Origin of the sequence: Pseudomonas sp. TNT2022 ID1044, from assembly GCF_028656895.1 — a bacterium.
Lineage (GTDB): Bacteria > Pseudomonadota > Gammaproteobacteria > Pseudomonadales > Pseudomonadaceae > Aquipseudomonas > Aquipseudomonas reinekei.
Genome location: NZ_JAMDHB010000001.1, coordinates 358,279 through 373,016, shown reverse-complemented (window position 1 = coordinate 373,016; position 14,738 = coordinate 358,279). Strand labels below are relative to the sequence as shown.

Genomic DNA, 14,738 nt, shown 5'->3' with positions numbered 1-14,738 from the left:
AAAACGAGAGAAACAAACTCACGCAACTCGTAAACACCTAACACCAAATATCAAAAACAACCAAAAAAGTTAGTACTCCAAGAAGAGCCTGGCATCATCTACACACCACCCTGCCATGGACAGAGATCGACATAAACAGTTTTATCACCAGGATAATTCGAAATCCGGATAGCACCGTTATTTACTAGTCGCAAAAGAACATGCTCAAGAGCAGATTTCTTTCTAAACTTCCCAGGCCCGCATTGCAAAATATAATTTTTCTTAACAAACCGTTTACCCACCTTACGAAAATTATCTAGCCAGCAATTTAATTCCTGCTCTTCATCATTCTCTTTAGAGTTCTGCCCAAACAACTTTATAAACTCATTGGAGTACCATTTAGCAAGATCCGTTGCCACCTGCAAGGTTGACGTCGAAATATCACCCTCAAACCCTTCAAAACAATGAAGCAATGCAGCCAACCTAGAAATCACCTCCATTAACTTTGAGCCATGATCACCTAGTCCATAAAGTATTCCACCCGCACACATCCTTGACTCAATATCGTTCGCAATCTCCACCCATAGCCGAGCCGCTTCGGAGTCGAATCCGATCACTTCTTTTTCTTTTTTATTTCCTCTGAAACAAATAAGTCCCGCCTCAAGAAAGTGCTCCAACCGCGAGGCAAATTGTGTTTGATGATACCAGGACGGTGCCTGAGTGCTTACATACCTAGTCCCCTGTGTTGAAGCTGGGTGACAGATTAGAAAACGCGCCCACAAACCAGACCCCCTAGACACCCCGCCTTTATGAGCCATGTACTTCGAAAATACGCTTTCCTGAACCATAAGAGAGACTGTCAGCCGCGCGTCAACAAGTTCAAAGCTTTCCGCCGTCTTACGATCAATTGTGATTGAGTCACCACTCCAAATGGCATTTTGCTTTGATAGGTCATTGAAGGCGCGCCCTTCTAAAACACCGCCACCTTCACTTGAAATCAAACCAGCCGTAGGTAAGTTTTCGTACATCCCATGAAACAAAGCCTCAGAGGTTGAGTCTTCATACAAAATCTTAAATTCTTTTGGTTTAACTGGAGCTTCTTTCTGTAAAGCCAATAGGACCTTCTCCTCTTCGTCAGCAGGAAGACCTTTTGATGCTTTTTTCATAATCGCTTTTAATATTCCATTACGTCGAACCGTCCAAGTATCGTACTTAATCTTCCACACCGACTGACTCTCCCTCACCTCCTCGCACTGCTTAGCCTGAAAGGCTCTAATCGGCTTCAAGAAAACATTCTCAACCGTTGACTTCCTTTCACCCGAGTCAGCAATAGCAAGAAGCATCAGAGAGGTCGGACCGACCTGACCATTAGGTTTACGAACATCTACATCGCCCTGCAAGACGGCAGAAATCGCGGTTAGGGCCGCATTTTGAATCAATCCCCGTGGGGCCTGAATATTTGCTTGAGCCTCATTTATTGCAGCATCCAACAAGGGAAACTGCGACAAACTCGGATATGAATCATCTCCGAAATAAGATTTTTTTTCATTTTGTTGCCTAAAAAAATTAAAATACATAAATCACCACAACTACAAGCAACTAATATCAAACAACCATTGCAGATATAATTTCCGCCATTGAGCCTTGACTCTGCCTAGACAGCCTCACATATTCTTCCATCCACGAATTTATTTCGCTTTCAATCCATCGCACAGATGTTTTTCCAACACGTATCTGCCTTGGGAATTTCGCATCATAATGTTTAGAGCCCACCTTAAGCTTGTTATAAATAGTTGACCTAGAAAAACCTGTTCGTTTTAAAACATCTTTCAAGCGAAGCATAACCAATGTTTCTGATTTTTCATTAAACATCATTGCACCCTTTAGGACTGGACGAGGCAATCCTATAAGCAGCAACTCAAATCTCAAAGAACGTGAGCGTAACGCTTGCTAACGTTACGCTTTTGGAGCTCACCACTTTGACAGACAGCAACTCTGCACTCCTTCAAAACAGAATACCTCTCCCCCTTAGCCAGCACTATTCCAGCTATTAATAGCAAAAATAGCTGCCCCTAACGCCAAACCTCACATTCAGATTCCGCCCACAACGTCCCTCCCGGGGACGTTGTTTTGGCAAGCCTCATTCAAAAAAATCTCAGACCTATATCACCCAGATGAACGCTCAACGATGAGCGCGTCATTCAGCATTTCTGCGTGATACATGGACTCAGCAAACAGAGAGGAATCCTTTATGTACACCCCATGCCCTAGCTGCAATTCAGGACGAGTGGTTACTAAAAATGTGGGTAAGCAAGCAGGTGGTTTGATTGGTGCAGCGGGCGGTGCGGCCAGTGGGGCCGCTGGAGCACTAACGGGAGCAGAGGCCGGTGCCGTACTGGGCGTGATCGGTGGGCCGGTCGGGATCGCCATTGGCAGCATTGCCGGGGCGCTGCTGGGTGGTCTGTTTGGCGGAGTGGCTGGCGGGATCGCGGGGGCCACGCTGGGCGAGCAGATTGATGACCGGGTGCTGGATAACTACCAGTGCCTGGCGTGCGGCTACAGCTTCAGCGTCAATCGTTAATCGTTAATCGTTAATCGTTGTGAGCAGGCGTCGTTTGTTGATGAAGCGACGCTCTTTCCACTCATCCCTCAGGAATTTTCTACCATGGCTCATCTCGTTGAACAAATGGCATATGTTGGTGCCACGCCCTGGCATGGTCTGGGCAGTCGCCTCTCACCCAAACAACCGCTCGAAATCTGGCAGCGTGAAGCCGGTATGGACTGGAAGATCCAGGACAGCCCGGTCCACTTCAAGGCGGACGCCATCGGGCACCTGGGAAGCATTCACTCCTTCCCAGAACAGAAGGTGCTGTACCGCTCCGACACTAAGGCCCCTTTGTCGGTAGTTTCTCAGCGCTACCAGGTGGTGCAGCCGCGTGAGGTCTTGGAATTCTACAGGGATCTCACCGAAGTCTCGGGCTACGAACTGGAAACGGCCGGGGTACTGAAAGGTGGCCGCAAGTTCTGGGCATTGGCTCGTACTGGGCAAGGCACGGCCTTGAAAGGCAATGACCAGGTGAATGGCTATCTGCTGCTGGCCACCTCCTGTGACGGCACCCTGGCCACCACCGCAACCCCGACCACGGTGCGGGTGGTCTGCAATAACACGCTGACCATCGCCCTGGATGGCACCACCCGCGCGATCAAGGTGCCGCACAACACCCGCTTCGATCCGCAGGCGGTAAAAAAGCAGTTGGGTATTGCTGTCTCGCAATGGGACGAGTTCATGCACCGAATGAAAAATCTGGCTGAACGCAAGGTGCAGTGGCCCGAGGCGATGAGCTTCTTCATGAACGTGCTGTGTGACGTAACCCCCAATAGCAAACTGCCCGAAGTCCTGCCGAACGAGCGCGCACTGCGCAAGGTTCAAAGTCTGTACGAAGGTGGAGGTCGCGGCGCCACGCTGGAATCGGCCCAAGGAACTGCGTGGGGTTTGCTCAATGCTGTGACCGAGTACGTTGATCACGAGCGACGGGCTCGCAGTACTGAATATCGCATGGACTCGGCCTGGTTTGGCCAAGGTGCTGTCATCAAACAACGCGCCCTACAGGCTGCACTGGAACTAGCCGCCTAGCAACACCCACTTACTCAACTATTAAAGCGCCTGGTCAGCTTCTGCTGGCCGGGCGTTTTTTATGCCGCACAGGAAAACATCATGAGCACGCAAACTCTGCAACAACCAAGCAACAAACCCCGTCCAGCCTTACGCCTGGTCGGGACTAAACAACTGCCTCGTGAGGACTGGCTGGCGGTTCGTAAACAAGGCATCGGCAGTTCGGATGCCGCCGCAGCAGTGGGCCTGAACCCGTACAAGTCCCAGTTGGAGCTGTGGATGGAGAAAACCGGGCGTGATGAATCACTGCCCAAGCTCGATCCGCAAGACGAGGAAAGCCCGGCTTACTGGGGCAACATTTTGGAGCCTATCGTGGCTGCGCATTACACCAAGCGTAGCGGTCACCGGGTGCGACGGATCAATGCCGTGCTGCAACACCCGGCTCCGCAGTTGAACTGGATGCTGGCCAATATCGACCGTGAGGTGATCGGCGCACCAGAAGTGCAGATTCTCGAATGCAAAACCGCCGGCATAAACGGCGCACGCCTCTGGAAGGAGGGTGTGCCCGAGTATGTGCAGTTGCAAGTCATGCACCAGCTCGCCGTCACCGGCAAGCAGGCCGCTGATGTGGCGGTACTGCTCGGTGGTCAGCACCTGGAAATCCATCGCATTGAACGCGATGAACCACTGATTGCTCGGCTGATCGACCTGGAGCGGTTGTTCTGGGATTACGTCGTCAGTGATACCCCGCCGCCGGCAGACGGATCTGACTCGGCGGAGCAGGCGTTGCGCTGCCTTTATCCGCAGGACAGTGGGCAAAGCCTGGACTTCAGCCATGACACGCGGCTCTGTACGACCTTTACCGAACTACAGCGCGTGCGAGAATCGATTGCTCTGCAGGAGAAGCAGGAAGCTCAGCTCAAGCAAACGTTGCAACAGGCCATGGGCGATGCCAGTCGGGCGATCTTCGCAACTGGCTACATCACTTGGAAGAAAGCCAAAGACAGCGTGGCCCTGGATATCCCCCGTCTGCTGAAAGAGAAGCCCCATCTGCAAGTACGCTACTCGACCACCAAAACCGGCAGTCGGCGTTTTCTGCTGGTCTGAACGTTTGTTCGCTCCTCCCTTATTCCCATGCCCTTTCTCTCCAACGCCACCCTGGCCGTTTGCGCGGTCTCGGTGGCGTTTTTATTTCAGATACAGGAGAACTCTCATGCTCAAAGGTTTAGCCATCACACCCCCGATTTTGGGCCGCATTTCCATCGGCAAGGTCGTCGAAAAGAACGGCAAGCGTCTGCCGGAAAAGGACGATCAATTCACCCTCACCTCCCAAGTACAGAGCCGCGACGGCTGGTTACTGCATCCACTCAACGAGGAGCTGCGCAATGGCCAGGACGGCAAGCTGCGCAGCATTCCGATCCGACTGCTGTTCAACGAGCCCGACCTCAACTTTCGGGCTGACTATAGCCTGTTCGACCGTAACACCGGACGACCAGTCTGTGTAGGCAATGGTGAGACCTGCAAGCGTTTGACCAAGGACGGCATTCAGTCGTTGCCCTGCCCTTCACCGGATGGTTGTTCATTGGCTCAAGGCAATGCCTGCAAGCCTTACGGCCGGCTGAACGTGGTGATTGGCGATGACGATCCGTTGGGCAGCTTTGTCTTTCGTACCACGGGCTACAACAGCATCCGTACCCTGGCGGCACGCCTACATTACCTACAAGCCATTTCCGGAGACCGTCTTGCCTGCCTGCCGCTGGAGTTGCGTCTTCGCGGCAAGTCCACCCGCCAAAGCCACGGCACGCCGATCTTCTACGTGGACATCACCGTGCGCAGCGGGTTTAGCCTAGAAGACGCCTTGCTGGAAGCCAAACAACTGGAGGAAACCCGGCAAGCCGCAGGCTTTGATCAGACCGCCTTGGATCACGCGGCACAACAGGGCTTTAGCAACGGAGCTTTTGAAGACAGTGATGAGGACACCGGGGCCATCGTCGAGGAGTTCTTCCCCGCAGCTGAAGATCAGACCAGCGAGACAGAAGCAGCCCCCAAACCAGCGGCCCCTGCCAAAACCTCACTGGTACAAAAACTGGAATCCAAATCCCTCCAAAGCGGCAGTGACCACTCTGCTCGCGCCCACTGATCACGCGTCCAACCTGACCCAATGTCTTCCAATTCAAGAGAATACCCATGAAATATCATAAGCTCAAAGCCGGTGAAACGACCGGCACCTATGTCATGGAATCACCGGTCACCGAGGCCGACATCCTGCAGATGGCTCAACAACTGGCAATGAGTCGCCTGTCTAAAGGCCGGGCACTGACTGAGCCCAAGCAGGTATTCAACCACCTGCAAACACTGCTGCAGTACCACGAGCACGAAGTCTTTGCTTTGCTACTGCTCGACACTAAGCACCGAGTAATAGGCTTCAGGGAGCTATTCCGAGGAACCCTGGATGGTGCCAGTGTGTACCCACGGGAAGTGGTCAAGATCGCTCTAGAACATAATGCCGCGGCCGTAATTATGGTTCACAACCATCCCTCCGGTGATCCGGAGCCCAGCCAAGCCGACCGCACGCTCACCAACACCCTCAAGAACGCTCTGAACATGGTCGGCACACGAATATTGGATCATGTGGTAGTGGGCCATGAAGGCTGCGTGTCGTTGGCGGAACGGGGTTACCTGTAACTCCTAGGCTCACACCGCCCGATTAGACTGCCCTTAGCTGTTGCCTGGGCAGTCATCGGCACGGTAACCGATCACTTATTTTTTGTCGTGATCCAGCGGTTGTACTTAACCTCGGCTTTAGTCAAAACCATGGCCGCCATCCACAAAGCCCTTGGTAGCCGACTTGCAGAGAAAACTTGTTCGGTGGAAGAAGTCAGCTGCCCAACCAGGTCATCACGATTTAAGTGGTAGTAAGGATTACTCGGAATTCCGACCAAGTGCTGCCACGCCCCCGGTTGGCCACATTATGGCGACCCGGGGCTGCTATGCGACTGTAGAGCTGTACTGCACTGCACTTGCCCGAATATGACGCCAAGTAAATGGCGAGGTCTAGAGGTGTACCAAGCGAAGAGGAGCCCCACATAGCCACTGTCGATTAGGTGCAACGCCATGCATTAAACGACACAGAATGTCGCATGGCTGGTGGAGGATAGCTCTCAACACCCCAAGTCAGCCCCCTAGGAGCTCCCCATGAAAGAGTTGGTCTGCTTTGCCATTGGATTGGTAGTCGGTGCTGTGGTGATGAAGAAAAGCCAGGCGATTGATGAACTGAAGAGGGAACTGGACCGCGAAAAATTCCGTAGCAGACCTTCGAGCGGGGCTGAGCAGACATAAGGCTACGGCCATCCGCTCTTGGCGAACAGAACCATATAGTGTTAAAAAGCCATTAAATGGAATGTTCGCCAGATATGTGACGCCAGCGAACCATCAAGGTTGATTCGAGCACAGTTCCCTCATGTCAGATCCCAAAGACAGGCTATTCAGGCACTTGGCCCTGCTGCGCCTCATCCCGCGCGCGCCCAAGAGCATTTCCACCACCGAACTGCTGCAAAGACTCAAGGCCGAGAATTTCGACATTGACCGTCGGACCTTGCAACGGGACCTCATCGGCCGCCTCGCCCTGGACTTTCCACTGCTCTGTGACGAAAGCCAACGCCCGTATCTCTGGAGCTTTCCCAAGGACACTCCACAATTCGACTTTCCGGCACTGGACACCCCCACCGCACTGGCCTTCGTCCTCGCCGAAAGCCACCTGAGCAAGCTGCTGCCGCCCAGTGTGCTGAGCCTGCTGACGCACCACTTCGACCTGGCGCACCGGCAACTCCAAGGGCTGGAACATAATAACCTGGCGCACTGGGCCAAACGCGTACGCACTCTGCCCAACGGCAAGGCGCTCCAGCCCGCCGAAGTGAACTCGGCCATCTGGTCCCAGGTGGCGACTTCCCTACTGGAAATGCGACAACTGGAGATCGTCTACCTCAGCCGCAGCAAAGGCGAGCACAAGACCCTACGCATACACCCCGCTGGCATGATCTCGCGCCACTCCGTCAGCTACCTGATAGGTACTGTCGAAGGCTACACAGACGTTCGCCAATTCGCCCTGCACCGCATCCAGCAGGCTGCGTGCCTCGATGCGCCGACCCGCGAACAACCTGACTTCGAGATCGATCATTACATCCAGAGCGGCGGCTTCAACAGCCCCGGCCCGATCAAACACCACGAACTGATCGCCGACGTATCCCCGCATATCGCCTGGCTGCTGAACGAAACCCCGCTTAGCCCCGAGCAAAGCCTGAAGCCGTTGCCAGGCAGCGACTGGCAACGCTTGCGCGCGCGAGTGCCGGACGATCAGGAAACGCTTTGGTGGGTGTTCGGGTTGGGAGACAGCGTTCACCTGCATGAGCCCAAACGTTGGGTAGATGTAATCAAAGAGAAGCTGACAAAAATGAGTGGGCTGTATACGCAACCCATGCAACACCACTCGGCCACCATTACCGATGCACACGCCTGCCAGGAGGCTCCATGAAGTCCCACGACACTTTTACGCCTACTTCAACCGCGAGCGTGCAAGACGACAGCAGAGACGAAATCAAGCGGGATGTCGGGCGCACCGCAACGGCACTTTCCACGAGTGAAACCGTCAGCCGCTATGGCAGTGCCAATGCAGAGTTCGTCAAAGCCTATAGAGGCGTCGACAATGAAGCCGGGAAAGTACTGAGCAAGGGCCTGAAAGGCATCAGCCAGGAAAAAACCGGCGTCAAACAACGAGCGGGCTGGGCTGGCGAAGTTGCCGGTACCAGTCGTGACAACGCCGAAGCCATCATCAACAAAACTTCTGAGCGCACGATTCGCAGCGATGATTTGAAGCATTACGGTATTGATACCGATTCCAAGTACCGCGAAGCGGTGGATCGGGTCCGTGTGGATGAAAACGGCAAGATCATTTACGAAGCCCAGACCAAGTTGGAGGCCAGCGGAAACAAGGTTGCCAACCAGGTTAGTCATGAGGATCACAAGTACAGTAAATACTTCGGCAAAAAGCTGGAGCTACCCAGCGAACAGGTCGAAGACGCCAAGACTTACTGTCACAAGCGTGCAGAAGGCTTGAGAAAACACGCACTGCTGGCGGAACAGAAGGGAAAACCGGAGCTCGCCGAACAATTCCGCGACCGTGCCGACAGATTCGACAAGCTTGCCGAAGAAGACATCGTTGACCTTGGCATCACTACCAAGCAGGCCATTGACTACGCTGAAAAGCCGCTGCACGAGACGGTGAAAGATATCGCCCGTACAAGCCACCGGGCCGGTATAGAGGGCGCGAAGTACGGCGCTGTTATCGGTGGTGTTATTTCGCTGTTGACCAATGCGTTAAACGTCGCCCAAGACAAAAAGCAATTGGGTGAAGCTGCCCAGGATTTAGCCCTCGACACAGTTAAAGCCGGTGCCCTTGGATACACCACGGCTTTCGCTGGCTCCGCGCTCAAAGGTGGCATGCAACAATCAAGCAACCAAACCTTGCGCACGCTCGCCGGCACCAACGCTCCAGCGCTGGCGATCAACATCTGCCTGTCGCTGGGCAGTTCGGTCAAACGTTACGTCACCGGCGAGATCAGCGAGGCGCAGTTGCTGAGTGAAGTGGGTGAGAAAGGCGCCGGCATGCTTTCCAGCAGCATGATGGCTGCACTCGGACAATTGGCTATTCCCGTGCCCTTTGTCGGTGCTGCCATTGGCGGGATGATCGGCTACACCCTCTCTTCGCTCTTCTACCAAAGCGCATTGGACGCCGCCCGTGGCGTCGAGCTTTCCCGTCAGCAACTGGCGCGCATCCGTGCCATTGAGGCCGCCGCCCGCGACCAAATTGCCGAAGAACAAGCGCAGTTGGATGACTTCACGCGTCGTGAAATCCCCCAATTGCAGGAAGAAACTCAACGTTTGTTTGCCATTGTGGATGCTGCCGGGAGCGGCCGCGTTGATGCCTTGGCAGCCACTATCAATCGATACGCCACCTTGCTGGGAAAAGAGCTGCAATTCCAATCTATTGAGGAATTCGATGACTTCATGAGTTCCGACAGCCCTCTGATGCTGTAACTAACCTTACTTGCCCTGAAGCTACACCTGAAAAAGGACGATACCCTGCATGCTGCTCAAACTTCTGTCCGAACCGGACCAAAATCATCTACTTGATCTCGCAAAACTGTTGGCCCTAGCTGACAAGCCGCTGCTGTGGGACGGAAAGACATCAGATGAATTTACCTCCAGCACCGACCTCAGTGCGCTTTCCATTCAAGAAGGCGAAAAAGAGCGCGAAATGATCACTGAGCTTGAGCAGTCCATCACACGTCCATCGCTCTCCACTAGCATGTTTGGAAGTGCTTCCACTTCCAGTAGCATGTTTGGACGTTCTTCCCCCGCTGCTTTCATGTTTGGGGGAAAGCCGTCCAATGATGTGGCGGCACAACTCATCGAAGCCCTCAAAAAGTATCCAGTTTCCAAAGCGGAAAAGCCTGAAACCCGGGTGCAAGCTGCCACGACCGTTCTGAAAGAATTACTCAAAGACAAGAAATTTGAGCTGCCGACCGCGCCCAAGGTCATCCTTTTCGAGCTGCTATTAGTCGCCCTCCGCGACGGCACGATCACCAGCGTTGAATGGGCACTCCTCAAAGAATTTCAGCTTCACCATCAATTGGAAGACTTCATTTTCGATGATCTCTTGGAGCGTGCAGAAACGCTGAATCAGGAAGTCAGCAAAACCATTTCGATTATTCTTGAATAAGGAAACGACCATGCCCATTCCTTTGATCATTGGTGCTGTCGCAGCCGCTGCCGGTATATATGGTGCGGCCAAAGGCGTCAGCGGCGCGATAGACCACAGCAACGCCAAAGACATTAATAACGATGCACGCTCCATGGTCGATAGCGCCAACCGAAAGGTCGAAGAACAACGCAAGGCCACTAACGCCATATTGGAAGATTATGGCCAGCGTAAGCTGCGTGCGTTCAACGGAGTGGTTGCCGAATTTATCGAAACCTTCGAGCGCCTGAAAAACATCGAACTCAGTCAGAGTCCCGAGCTGGACAAACTGAACGCTGGCGATTTTTCCAATAAAACCCTTGCCGGTCTTCGTCAGGACTACCAGGCGCTCAAGGATGCGGGTCTCGGTCTCGGCGCAGGCATGGGCGGTGGTGCAGCGCTGGCCTTTGGTGCCTACAACGGCACCATGTTGCTGGCCACGGCCAGCACAGGCACGGCCATCTCCTCGCTCGGCGGCGTGGCAGCCACCAACGCCACGCTGGCCTGGCTGGGCGGAGGTTCGTTGGCAGCCGGTGGCTACGGTATGGCCGGGGGCATGATGGTGCTGGGAGGCATCGTCGCTGGACCGGCGCTGGCCATCTTCGGCCATGTTCTGGGTAACAAGGGCGAAGAAGCTCTGAATAATGCGCGCAGCAACCTGGAACAGGCCCGCACGATTCACGATCAAGCCGAGTTGATGACCGGCAAGCTGCGCGCCATTGAGCAGGTGACCTCCCTGGCGAATGCCACATTCTCCAAAATCAGCTCGCAACTGCGTCGCACCGTGAGCGAGCTGAAGAAAGTCATCGAGAATAATGGTGTGGATTACCAGACCTTCTCGAATGAAAGCAAGGACGTCGTTTTCCGCTCGGTCAAGTTTGCTCAGTTACTCAAGGCCATGATCGACACTGCGATCCTGGATCAAGACGGCAATCTGGTTCTGGCAACGGAAAAGCGTATCCAAGATGTCGCAGCGGTGGCAAGCGGACAGAAAGCGGGCCTGGACGCTCCCTCAGCATAAAAACAGTGCCCGCGCACCCGCGCGGGCCTTCCTCAAATGCCCCCGTCACAACTGGCACCACTTCAAGGTGGTGATACTTTTATATGCACCGCCATACTACGCCACCCTGCTCCTTCCCCTGCACCCAATGCGGCTTGTGCTGCCAGCTCGTTCATCTGGCTGCCGAAACCCAATTTCTGGATCGTGGCGACGGCACTTGCAGGCATTACGATGCACTTGGCAAGCGCTGTACCATTTATGCAGAGCGCCCGGACATCTGCCGGGTGGATCGGCAATACACCATGCGCTACGCTCAGCAGTACACTTGGGACGAGTATGTCACTCTGAATTTGCAGGTCTGCACGAATTTGCAGGCGCAAGAAGAGCAGGCCGTCCTTCTTACGATCAAAACATAAGTAGGGGGTCTACCAATCCGTTTATGACAATAACTCACACATGAACTGCCTCGCCGCGAAGCTGAACAAGTGGGTGAGCATCGGAAAGTTATCACATTGAGTCCTAGCCGAAGGCACGGCCGTTGTTCGTACCTTCATCGAAGATCTTTGGGCTCCACCCTCCTCTCGCTGACGGTTGCCGCTTAAGGATGGGGCTTTCTGTGTAACCGGGTAGTCCTCACATCAACCCTCTCAATTACCGGGATATACCCGCTCGATCTGCTGATCGAACTTTCCACCATACCCACAGTAATCACGCGGAATACGCTCAACGTCTTCGGCGATCTGTACAATCACTTCGCGCAGCTCCAATTGTTCAAACCACCGGGCAGGAATCGCCGCAGCACCATACTGAACACCCAACAGGTGCCCGGCGATCAGCCCGGTACTGTCGCTGTCACCACCGTGATTCACCGCCGTGATCACGCCCTCTTCGAGCGAACGCGCGGCCAGGGCGCACCACAGCCCAATAGCCAGCGCCTCTTCGGCGACCCAACCGCCACCGAGCTCGCCAATACGTTGTGGTGTGGGCTGGTAGCCTTCGTAAAAGAAGAACAGCACGCGCTCGATGAGACTACGTGTTTCTTCCATACCGGGCTTTTGCCCATATTTAGCTAAGCTTTCGGTAACTACGTATTCGAGACTGTTCTCCCGGTCGACCATCCGCTGGAGGATGTCAAGGGGCGGTAAAACATAGAGAGGACGGTGGACAGAATGATGTCAAAATAGTAGCCTAAGAATTGAGCTACTCGGGAGCATGATCAGGTCTAGACCTTATAGTTGATGACCATTAGAGTCAAACAATCAACATCTCTAACTTAACGACAAGCCACGAGCCGTTTAGCTAGCCAACCCTCAAAAAACTTATTATTCATTATAAAATTTGATAAATCAGCGCTTCCATTGCGCCAGAACTAAAAACAAAAATAGATGAACATTTAACGAACCTATTTTTTACCACCATGGAGTTAAAAAATGAAAATTCGTGGTTTTTTTTCCAAGATAATGGATGCAGCAAATAAAATTTCCGACGACATTATGGCCAATGAAAAAATAAAACTCTGGGAGGAAACAAGGGAGTTAAGCTATCACAACGGCCATGAACGCTATAATGAGCGCAGCGTTAACGAAACGGGGGAAACATTGCGAAAAAAAGATTTAATATTGCTTTCAATGCGGTTCCGCGCCCGAACTGCTGCCGATATAAATTACTGTGACGTTTGCCTGCAAAGAGACAATTACATGAAAGGGCGTTTGAATGAAGTTCGTCGACGAGTATCGAAAAGCGACTCTGTATCAGCTAAAGAGCTACGTGATGCAATTGATTTGTTCATAGGCAAAGCTAGCAGTTAATTCGGTATTTTTTGCCACGACACATCAGCTGCATAAGCACTCACCCCTCAAGAACGCTCTGAACATGGTCGGCACCCGAATATTGGATCATGTGGTGGTGGACCATGAAGGTTGCGTGTCGTTGTGTAGTGGTCAACTGATCCCGGACACGACGTTAAGTTTTTTCTCGGCCTGAGCTGGCGCTAACCCACCGCTGAATTGGTGCGATCGAATCCAGGTATACCGATGCATCAGATAATGGCTAATGCCTCGGTGCGCTTCTCAGGCCGTCATGTAGCCCACGGTCGATATCCACTCAGCTTTCAAACAGCGCCAACAGAGTTAGGTGCTTTCCTCACGGCACAAGCCGTGATTGCGCAGAACAGCCTGAATTGGCTGATGGCGTCAGCCTTTCGGAGAGGACGCATTCGTGCTCCAACAATGCTTTGGTTTGATGATGGCTGAGGACCTCTCCCGGTGCAGTTTTCCAGCGGTCATTGAACAGCTTGACTAACTCTGCGAGCTCTCTGCCTGTGCCGTATGCGTGGTCAATTTCGGATCGGTTGATCCAGCTAGAAAGAACAGAACGTAACTTGCGTTTTGCATGAGCCGTGATTCGAATTGCAGGCGTCCAGCGCTGCTTCGACTGCGGCCTCTTTGGTTGCTCCAACGTCAACTTTGTATTGCATGGAGTCTACGGCTGCCACACTCAGACATTGACCATGTACAACACCTATTATCTTGCAGGCAGCTTTTCCGCAATCCTCCAGGGCAGCGCTTCGTGCGTACTTTTCATTGATCCTGCCGGTACCGAGACCATATTGGCCGGTTGAGACATCCAGTGCGATAGCGCCAAAAGTCCCTTGTACGATCTCTTCCAGGGTTGCCAACTTTGCATCGCTTGCGGGGTTGGCTGGAATCCTCAGGAAGGCTTCTTCCCCTTCGGATGACTTGATCAAGTGAGGAAAAATCATGAGCACCGTTCCTTTGGGGCATTTTTGCAAGTCTTCAAAGCTGTAGCCTGTTACTTTGAAGTTCTTGACTGGGTCTACACAAAACCACCAGCCGCCCGGATAAAGATTGGCATGATCAGTAATGTCGTATCCATATAGTGCAAACCTTCCGGCGGCATCCTTGTGAACAATTGCAATAAAGGTTGGCGTCGATAGACCTCCTGACAGGTAAAAACACCTGAGACCCAGGAAACCTCCCAGCCCTGGCGGTACCTCGGTCCAGCCGCTGACTTTATATTCTCCCCAATTGTGCTCGTAGGCCTGAGCCACATATATCGTTGTCGTAGTGCTCTCGTTGCAAAGGTGCATTTCGGCAAGCTCTGCGTGAGCTGGAGCGTGCAGCTGAATGGCTAGCAGAAGGACCAGGAGTGTTATCACCTTTCGAAAGCCAAAGCCCAGGATCGCTCCCCCAACTACCGATGGATGGCTCAATGAAAAGGCCATGAAAGCTGCCTCTTGCCAGTTCCGAAATGGTTTTGACAGTGTAGTCAGCGCATTTCCGAGGAACTGCGCCTTCCATCTTGTAGAGGCTTGGAATTACCTCTATAGC

General features: G+C 53.2%; 16 protein-coding genes and 1 pseudogene. 12 read left to right on the top strand and 5 right to left on the bottom strand.

The annotated features are described in order from the left end of the window. Positions 1-98: 98 nt before the first annotated feature. Positions 99-1,556 (bottom strand): YfjI family protein, encoded by a 1,458-nt coding sequence (locus M5G20_RS01700; protein WP_273917597.1) that lies wholly within the window; start codon positions 1,554-1,556, stop codon positions 99-101. 28 nt (positions 1,557-1,584) lie between these two features. Continuing rightward, the gene (locus M5G20_RS01695) at positions 1,585-1,851 is read right to left on the bottom strand and encodes a helix-turn-helix transcriptional regulator (RefSeq protein ID WP_232925182.1); all 267 of its coding nucleotides are present in this window, start codon (positions 1,849-1,851) and stop codon (positions 1,585-1,587) included. A gap of 379 nt (positions 1,852-2,230) precedes the next feature. Between M5G20_RS01695 and M5G20_RS01690 the strand changes: the two genes are divergently transcribed. From M5G20_RS01690 to M5G20_RS30140, 11 genes are all read left to right on the top strand, one after another. Beyond that, complete coding sequence (locus M5G20_RS01690) at positions 2,231-2,560, top strand: hypothetical protein (RefSeq protein WP_273917595.1); 330 nt, start codon at positions 2,231-2,233, stop codon at positions 2,558-2,560. Positions 2,561-2,644: 84 nt separating this feature from the next. Next, on the top strand, positions 2,645-3,613 hold the full coding sequence (locus M5G20_RS01685) for a DUF932 domain-containing protein (RefSeq protein ID WP_273917594.1): 969 nt from the start codon (positions 2,645-2,647) through the stop codon (positions 3,611-3,613). An 81-nt stretch (positions 3,614-3,694) separates the two neighbouring features. Further along, positions 3,695-4,699, top strand: a complete 1,005-nt coding sequence (locus tag M5G20_RS01680) for a YqaJ viral recombinase family nuclease (protein ID WP_273917593.1) — start codon at positions 3,695-3,697, stop codon at positions 4,697-4,699. Positions 4,700-4,805: 106 nt separating this feature from the next. Further along, positions 4,806-5,732 carry a recombination directionality factor gene (locus M5G20_RS01675; RefSeq protein WP_273917592.1) on the top strand — a complete coding sequence of 309 codons (927 nt, stop codon included), beginning with the start codon at positions 4,806-4,808 and terminating at the stop codon, positions 5,730-5,732. 47 nt (positions 5,733-5,779) lie between these two features. Next, entirely contained in the window at positions 5,780-6,277 is a 498-nt protein-coding gene (radC, locus tag M5G20_RS01670; protein ID WP_273917591.1) for a RadC family protein, read from the top strand. 510 nt (positions 6,278-6,787) lie between these two features. Further along, positions 6,788-6,931: a hypothetical protein gene (locus M5G20_RS01665; protein ID WP_273917590.1), complete on the top strand. Its 144-nt coding sequence runs from the start codon at positions 6,788-6,790 to the stop codon at positions 6,929-6,931. Between the two features lie 121 nt (positions 6,932-7,052). Next, the gene (locus M5G20_RS01660) at positions 7,053-8,123 is read left to right on the top strand and encodes a helix-turn-helix transcriptional regulator (RefSeq protein WP_273917589.1); all 1,071 of its coding nucleotides are present in this window, start codon (positions 7,053-7,055) and stop codon (positions 8,121-8,123) included. Further along, positions 8,120-9,685, top strand: coding sequence for a hypothetical protein (locus M5G20_RS01655; protein ID WP_273917588.1), 1,566 nt, complete (start codon positions 8,120-8,122; stop codon positions 9,683-9,685). Before M5G20_RS01660 ends, M5G20_RS01655 begins: the two co-directional genes overlap by 4 nt. Before the next feature lie 49 nt (positions 9,686-9,734). Next, on the top strand, positions 9,735-10,370 hold the full coding sequence (locus tag M5G20_RS01650; RefSeq protein WP_273917587.1) for a hypothetical protein: 636 nt from the start codon (positions 9,735-9,737) through the stop codon (positions 10,368-10,370). 10 nt (positions 10,371-10,380) lie between these two features. Beyond that, a complete protein-coding gene (locus tag M5G20_RS01645) occupies positions 10,381-11,409 on the top strand; it encodes a hypothetical protein (protein ID WP_273917586.1) in 1,029 nt (342 codons plus the stop codon). 83 nt (positions 11,410-11,492) lie between these two features. Then, complete coding sequence (locus M5G20_RS30140; protein ID WP_337994286.1) at positions 11,493-11,804, top strand: YkgJ family cysteine cluster protein; 312 nt, start codon at positions 11,493-11,495, stop codon at positions 11,802-11,804. 231 nt (positions 11,805-12,035) lie between these two features. Here the strand turns inward: M5G20_RS30140 and M5G20_RS01635 are convergent, their stop codons facing one another. Next, a complete protein-coding gene (locus M5G20_RS01635) occupies positions 12,036-12,434 on the bottom strand; it encodes an ADP-ribosylglycohydrolase family protein (RefSeq protein ID WP_273917584.1) in 399 nt (132 codons plus the stop codon). A 384-nt stretch (positions 12,435-12,818) separates the two neighbouring features. Between M5G20_RS01635 and M5G20_RS01630 the strand changes: the two genes are divergently transcribed. Continuing rightward, positions 12,819-13,196 carry a hypothetical protein gene (locus M5G20_RS01630; RefSeq protein WP_273917583.1) on the top strand — a complete coding sequence of 126 codons (378 nt, stop codon included), beginning with the start codon at positions 12,819-12,821 and terminating at the stop codon, positions 13,194-13,196. 132 nt (positions 13,197-13,328) lie between these two features. Here the strand turns inward: M5G20_RS01630 and M5G20_RS01625 are convergent. Together M5G20_RS01625 and M5G20_RS01620 are read right to left on the bottom strand one after the other, a co-directional pair. Continuing rightward, positions 13,329-13,511: pseudogene (locus tag M5G20_RS01625) on the bottom strand (IS3 family transposase); the annotation flags it as partial. 236 nt (positions 13,512-13,747) lie between these two features. Then, positions 13,748-14,632 carry a DUF4189 domain-containing protein gene (locus tag M5G20_RS01620; protein WP_273917582.1) on the bottom strand — a complete coding sequence of 295 codons (885 nt, stop codon included), beginning with the start codon at positions 14,630-14,632 and terminating at the stop codon, positions 13,748-13,750. Positions 14,633-14,738 lie beyond the last annotated feature (106 nt).

Bases quoted from the DNA above. Each gene is read 5' to 3' on its own strand.
- M5G20_RS01690 (WP_273917595.1), top strand. From the start codon at position 2,231: ATGTACACCCCATGCCCTAGCTGCAATTCAGGACGAGTGGTTACTAAA.
- M5G20_RS01650 (WP_273917587.1), top strand. From the start codon at position 9,735: ATGCTGCTCAAACTTCTGTCCGAACCGGACCAAAATCATCTACTTGAT.
- M5G20_RS01655 (WP_273917588.1), top strand. From the start codon at position 8,120: ATGAAGTCCCACGACACTTTTACGCCTACTTCAACCGCGAGCGTGCAA.
- radC (WP_273917591.1), top strand. From the start codon at position 5,780: ATGAAATATCATAAGCTCAAAGCCGGTGAAACGACCGGCACCTATGTC.
- M5G20_RS01635 (WP_273917584.1), bottom strand. From the start codon at position 12,434: ATGGAAGAAACACGTAGTCTCATCGAGCGCGTGCTGTTCTTCTTTTAC.
- M5G20_RS01620 (WP_273917582.1), bottom strand. From the start codon at position 14,632: ATGGCCTTTTCATTGAGCCATCCATCGGTAGTTGGGGGAGCGATCCTG.
- M5G20_RS01630 (WP_273917583.1), top strand. From the start codon at position 12,819: ATGAAAATTCGTGGTTTTTTTTCCAAGATAATGGATGCAGCAAATAAA.
- M5G20_RS01665 (WP_273917590.1), top strand. From the start codon at position 6,788: ATGAAAGAGTTGGTCTGCTTTGCCATTGGATTGGTAGTCGGTGCTGTG.
- M5G20_RS01675 (WP_273917592.1), top strand. From the start codon at position 4,806: ATGCTCAAAGGTTTAGCCATCACACCCCCGATTTTGGGCCGCATTTCC.
- M5G20_RS01680 (WP_273917593.1), top strand. From the start codon at position 3,695: ATGAGCACGCAAACTCTGCAACAACCAAGCAACAAACCCCGTCCAGCC.
- M5G20_RS01695 (WP_232925182.1), bottom strand. From the start codon at position 1,851: ATGTTTAATGAAAAATCAGAAACATTGGTTATGCTTCGCTTGAAAGAT.
- M5G20_RS01685 (WP_273917594.1), top strand. From the start codon at position 2,645: ATGGCTCATCTCGTTGAACAAATGGCATATGTTGGTGCCACGCCCTGG.
- M5G20_RS01700 (WP_273917597.1), bottom strand. From the start codon at position 1,556: ATGTATTTTAATTTTTTTAGGCAACAAAATGAAAAAAAATCTTATTTC.
- M5G20_RS30140 (WP_337994286.1), top strand. From the start codon at position 11,493: ATGCACCGCCATACTACGCCACCCTGCTCCTTCCCCTGCACCCAATGC.
- M5G20_RS01660 (WP_273917589.1), top strand. From the start codon at position 7,053: ATGTCAGATCCCAAAGACAGGCTATTCAGGCACTTGGCCCTGCTGCGC.
- M5G20_RS01645 (WP_273917586.1), top strand. From the start codon at position 10,381: ATGCCCATTCCTTTGATCATTGGTGCTGTCGCAGCCGCTGCCGGTATA.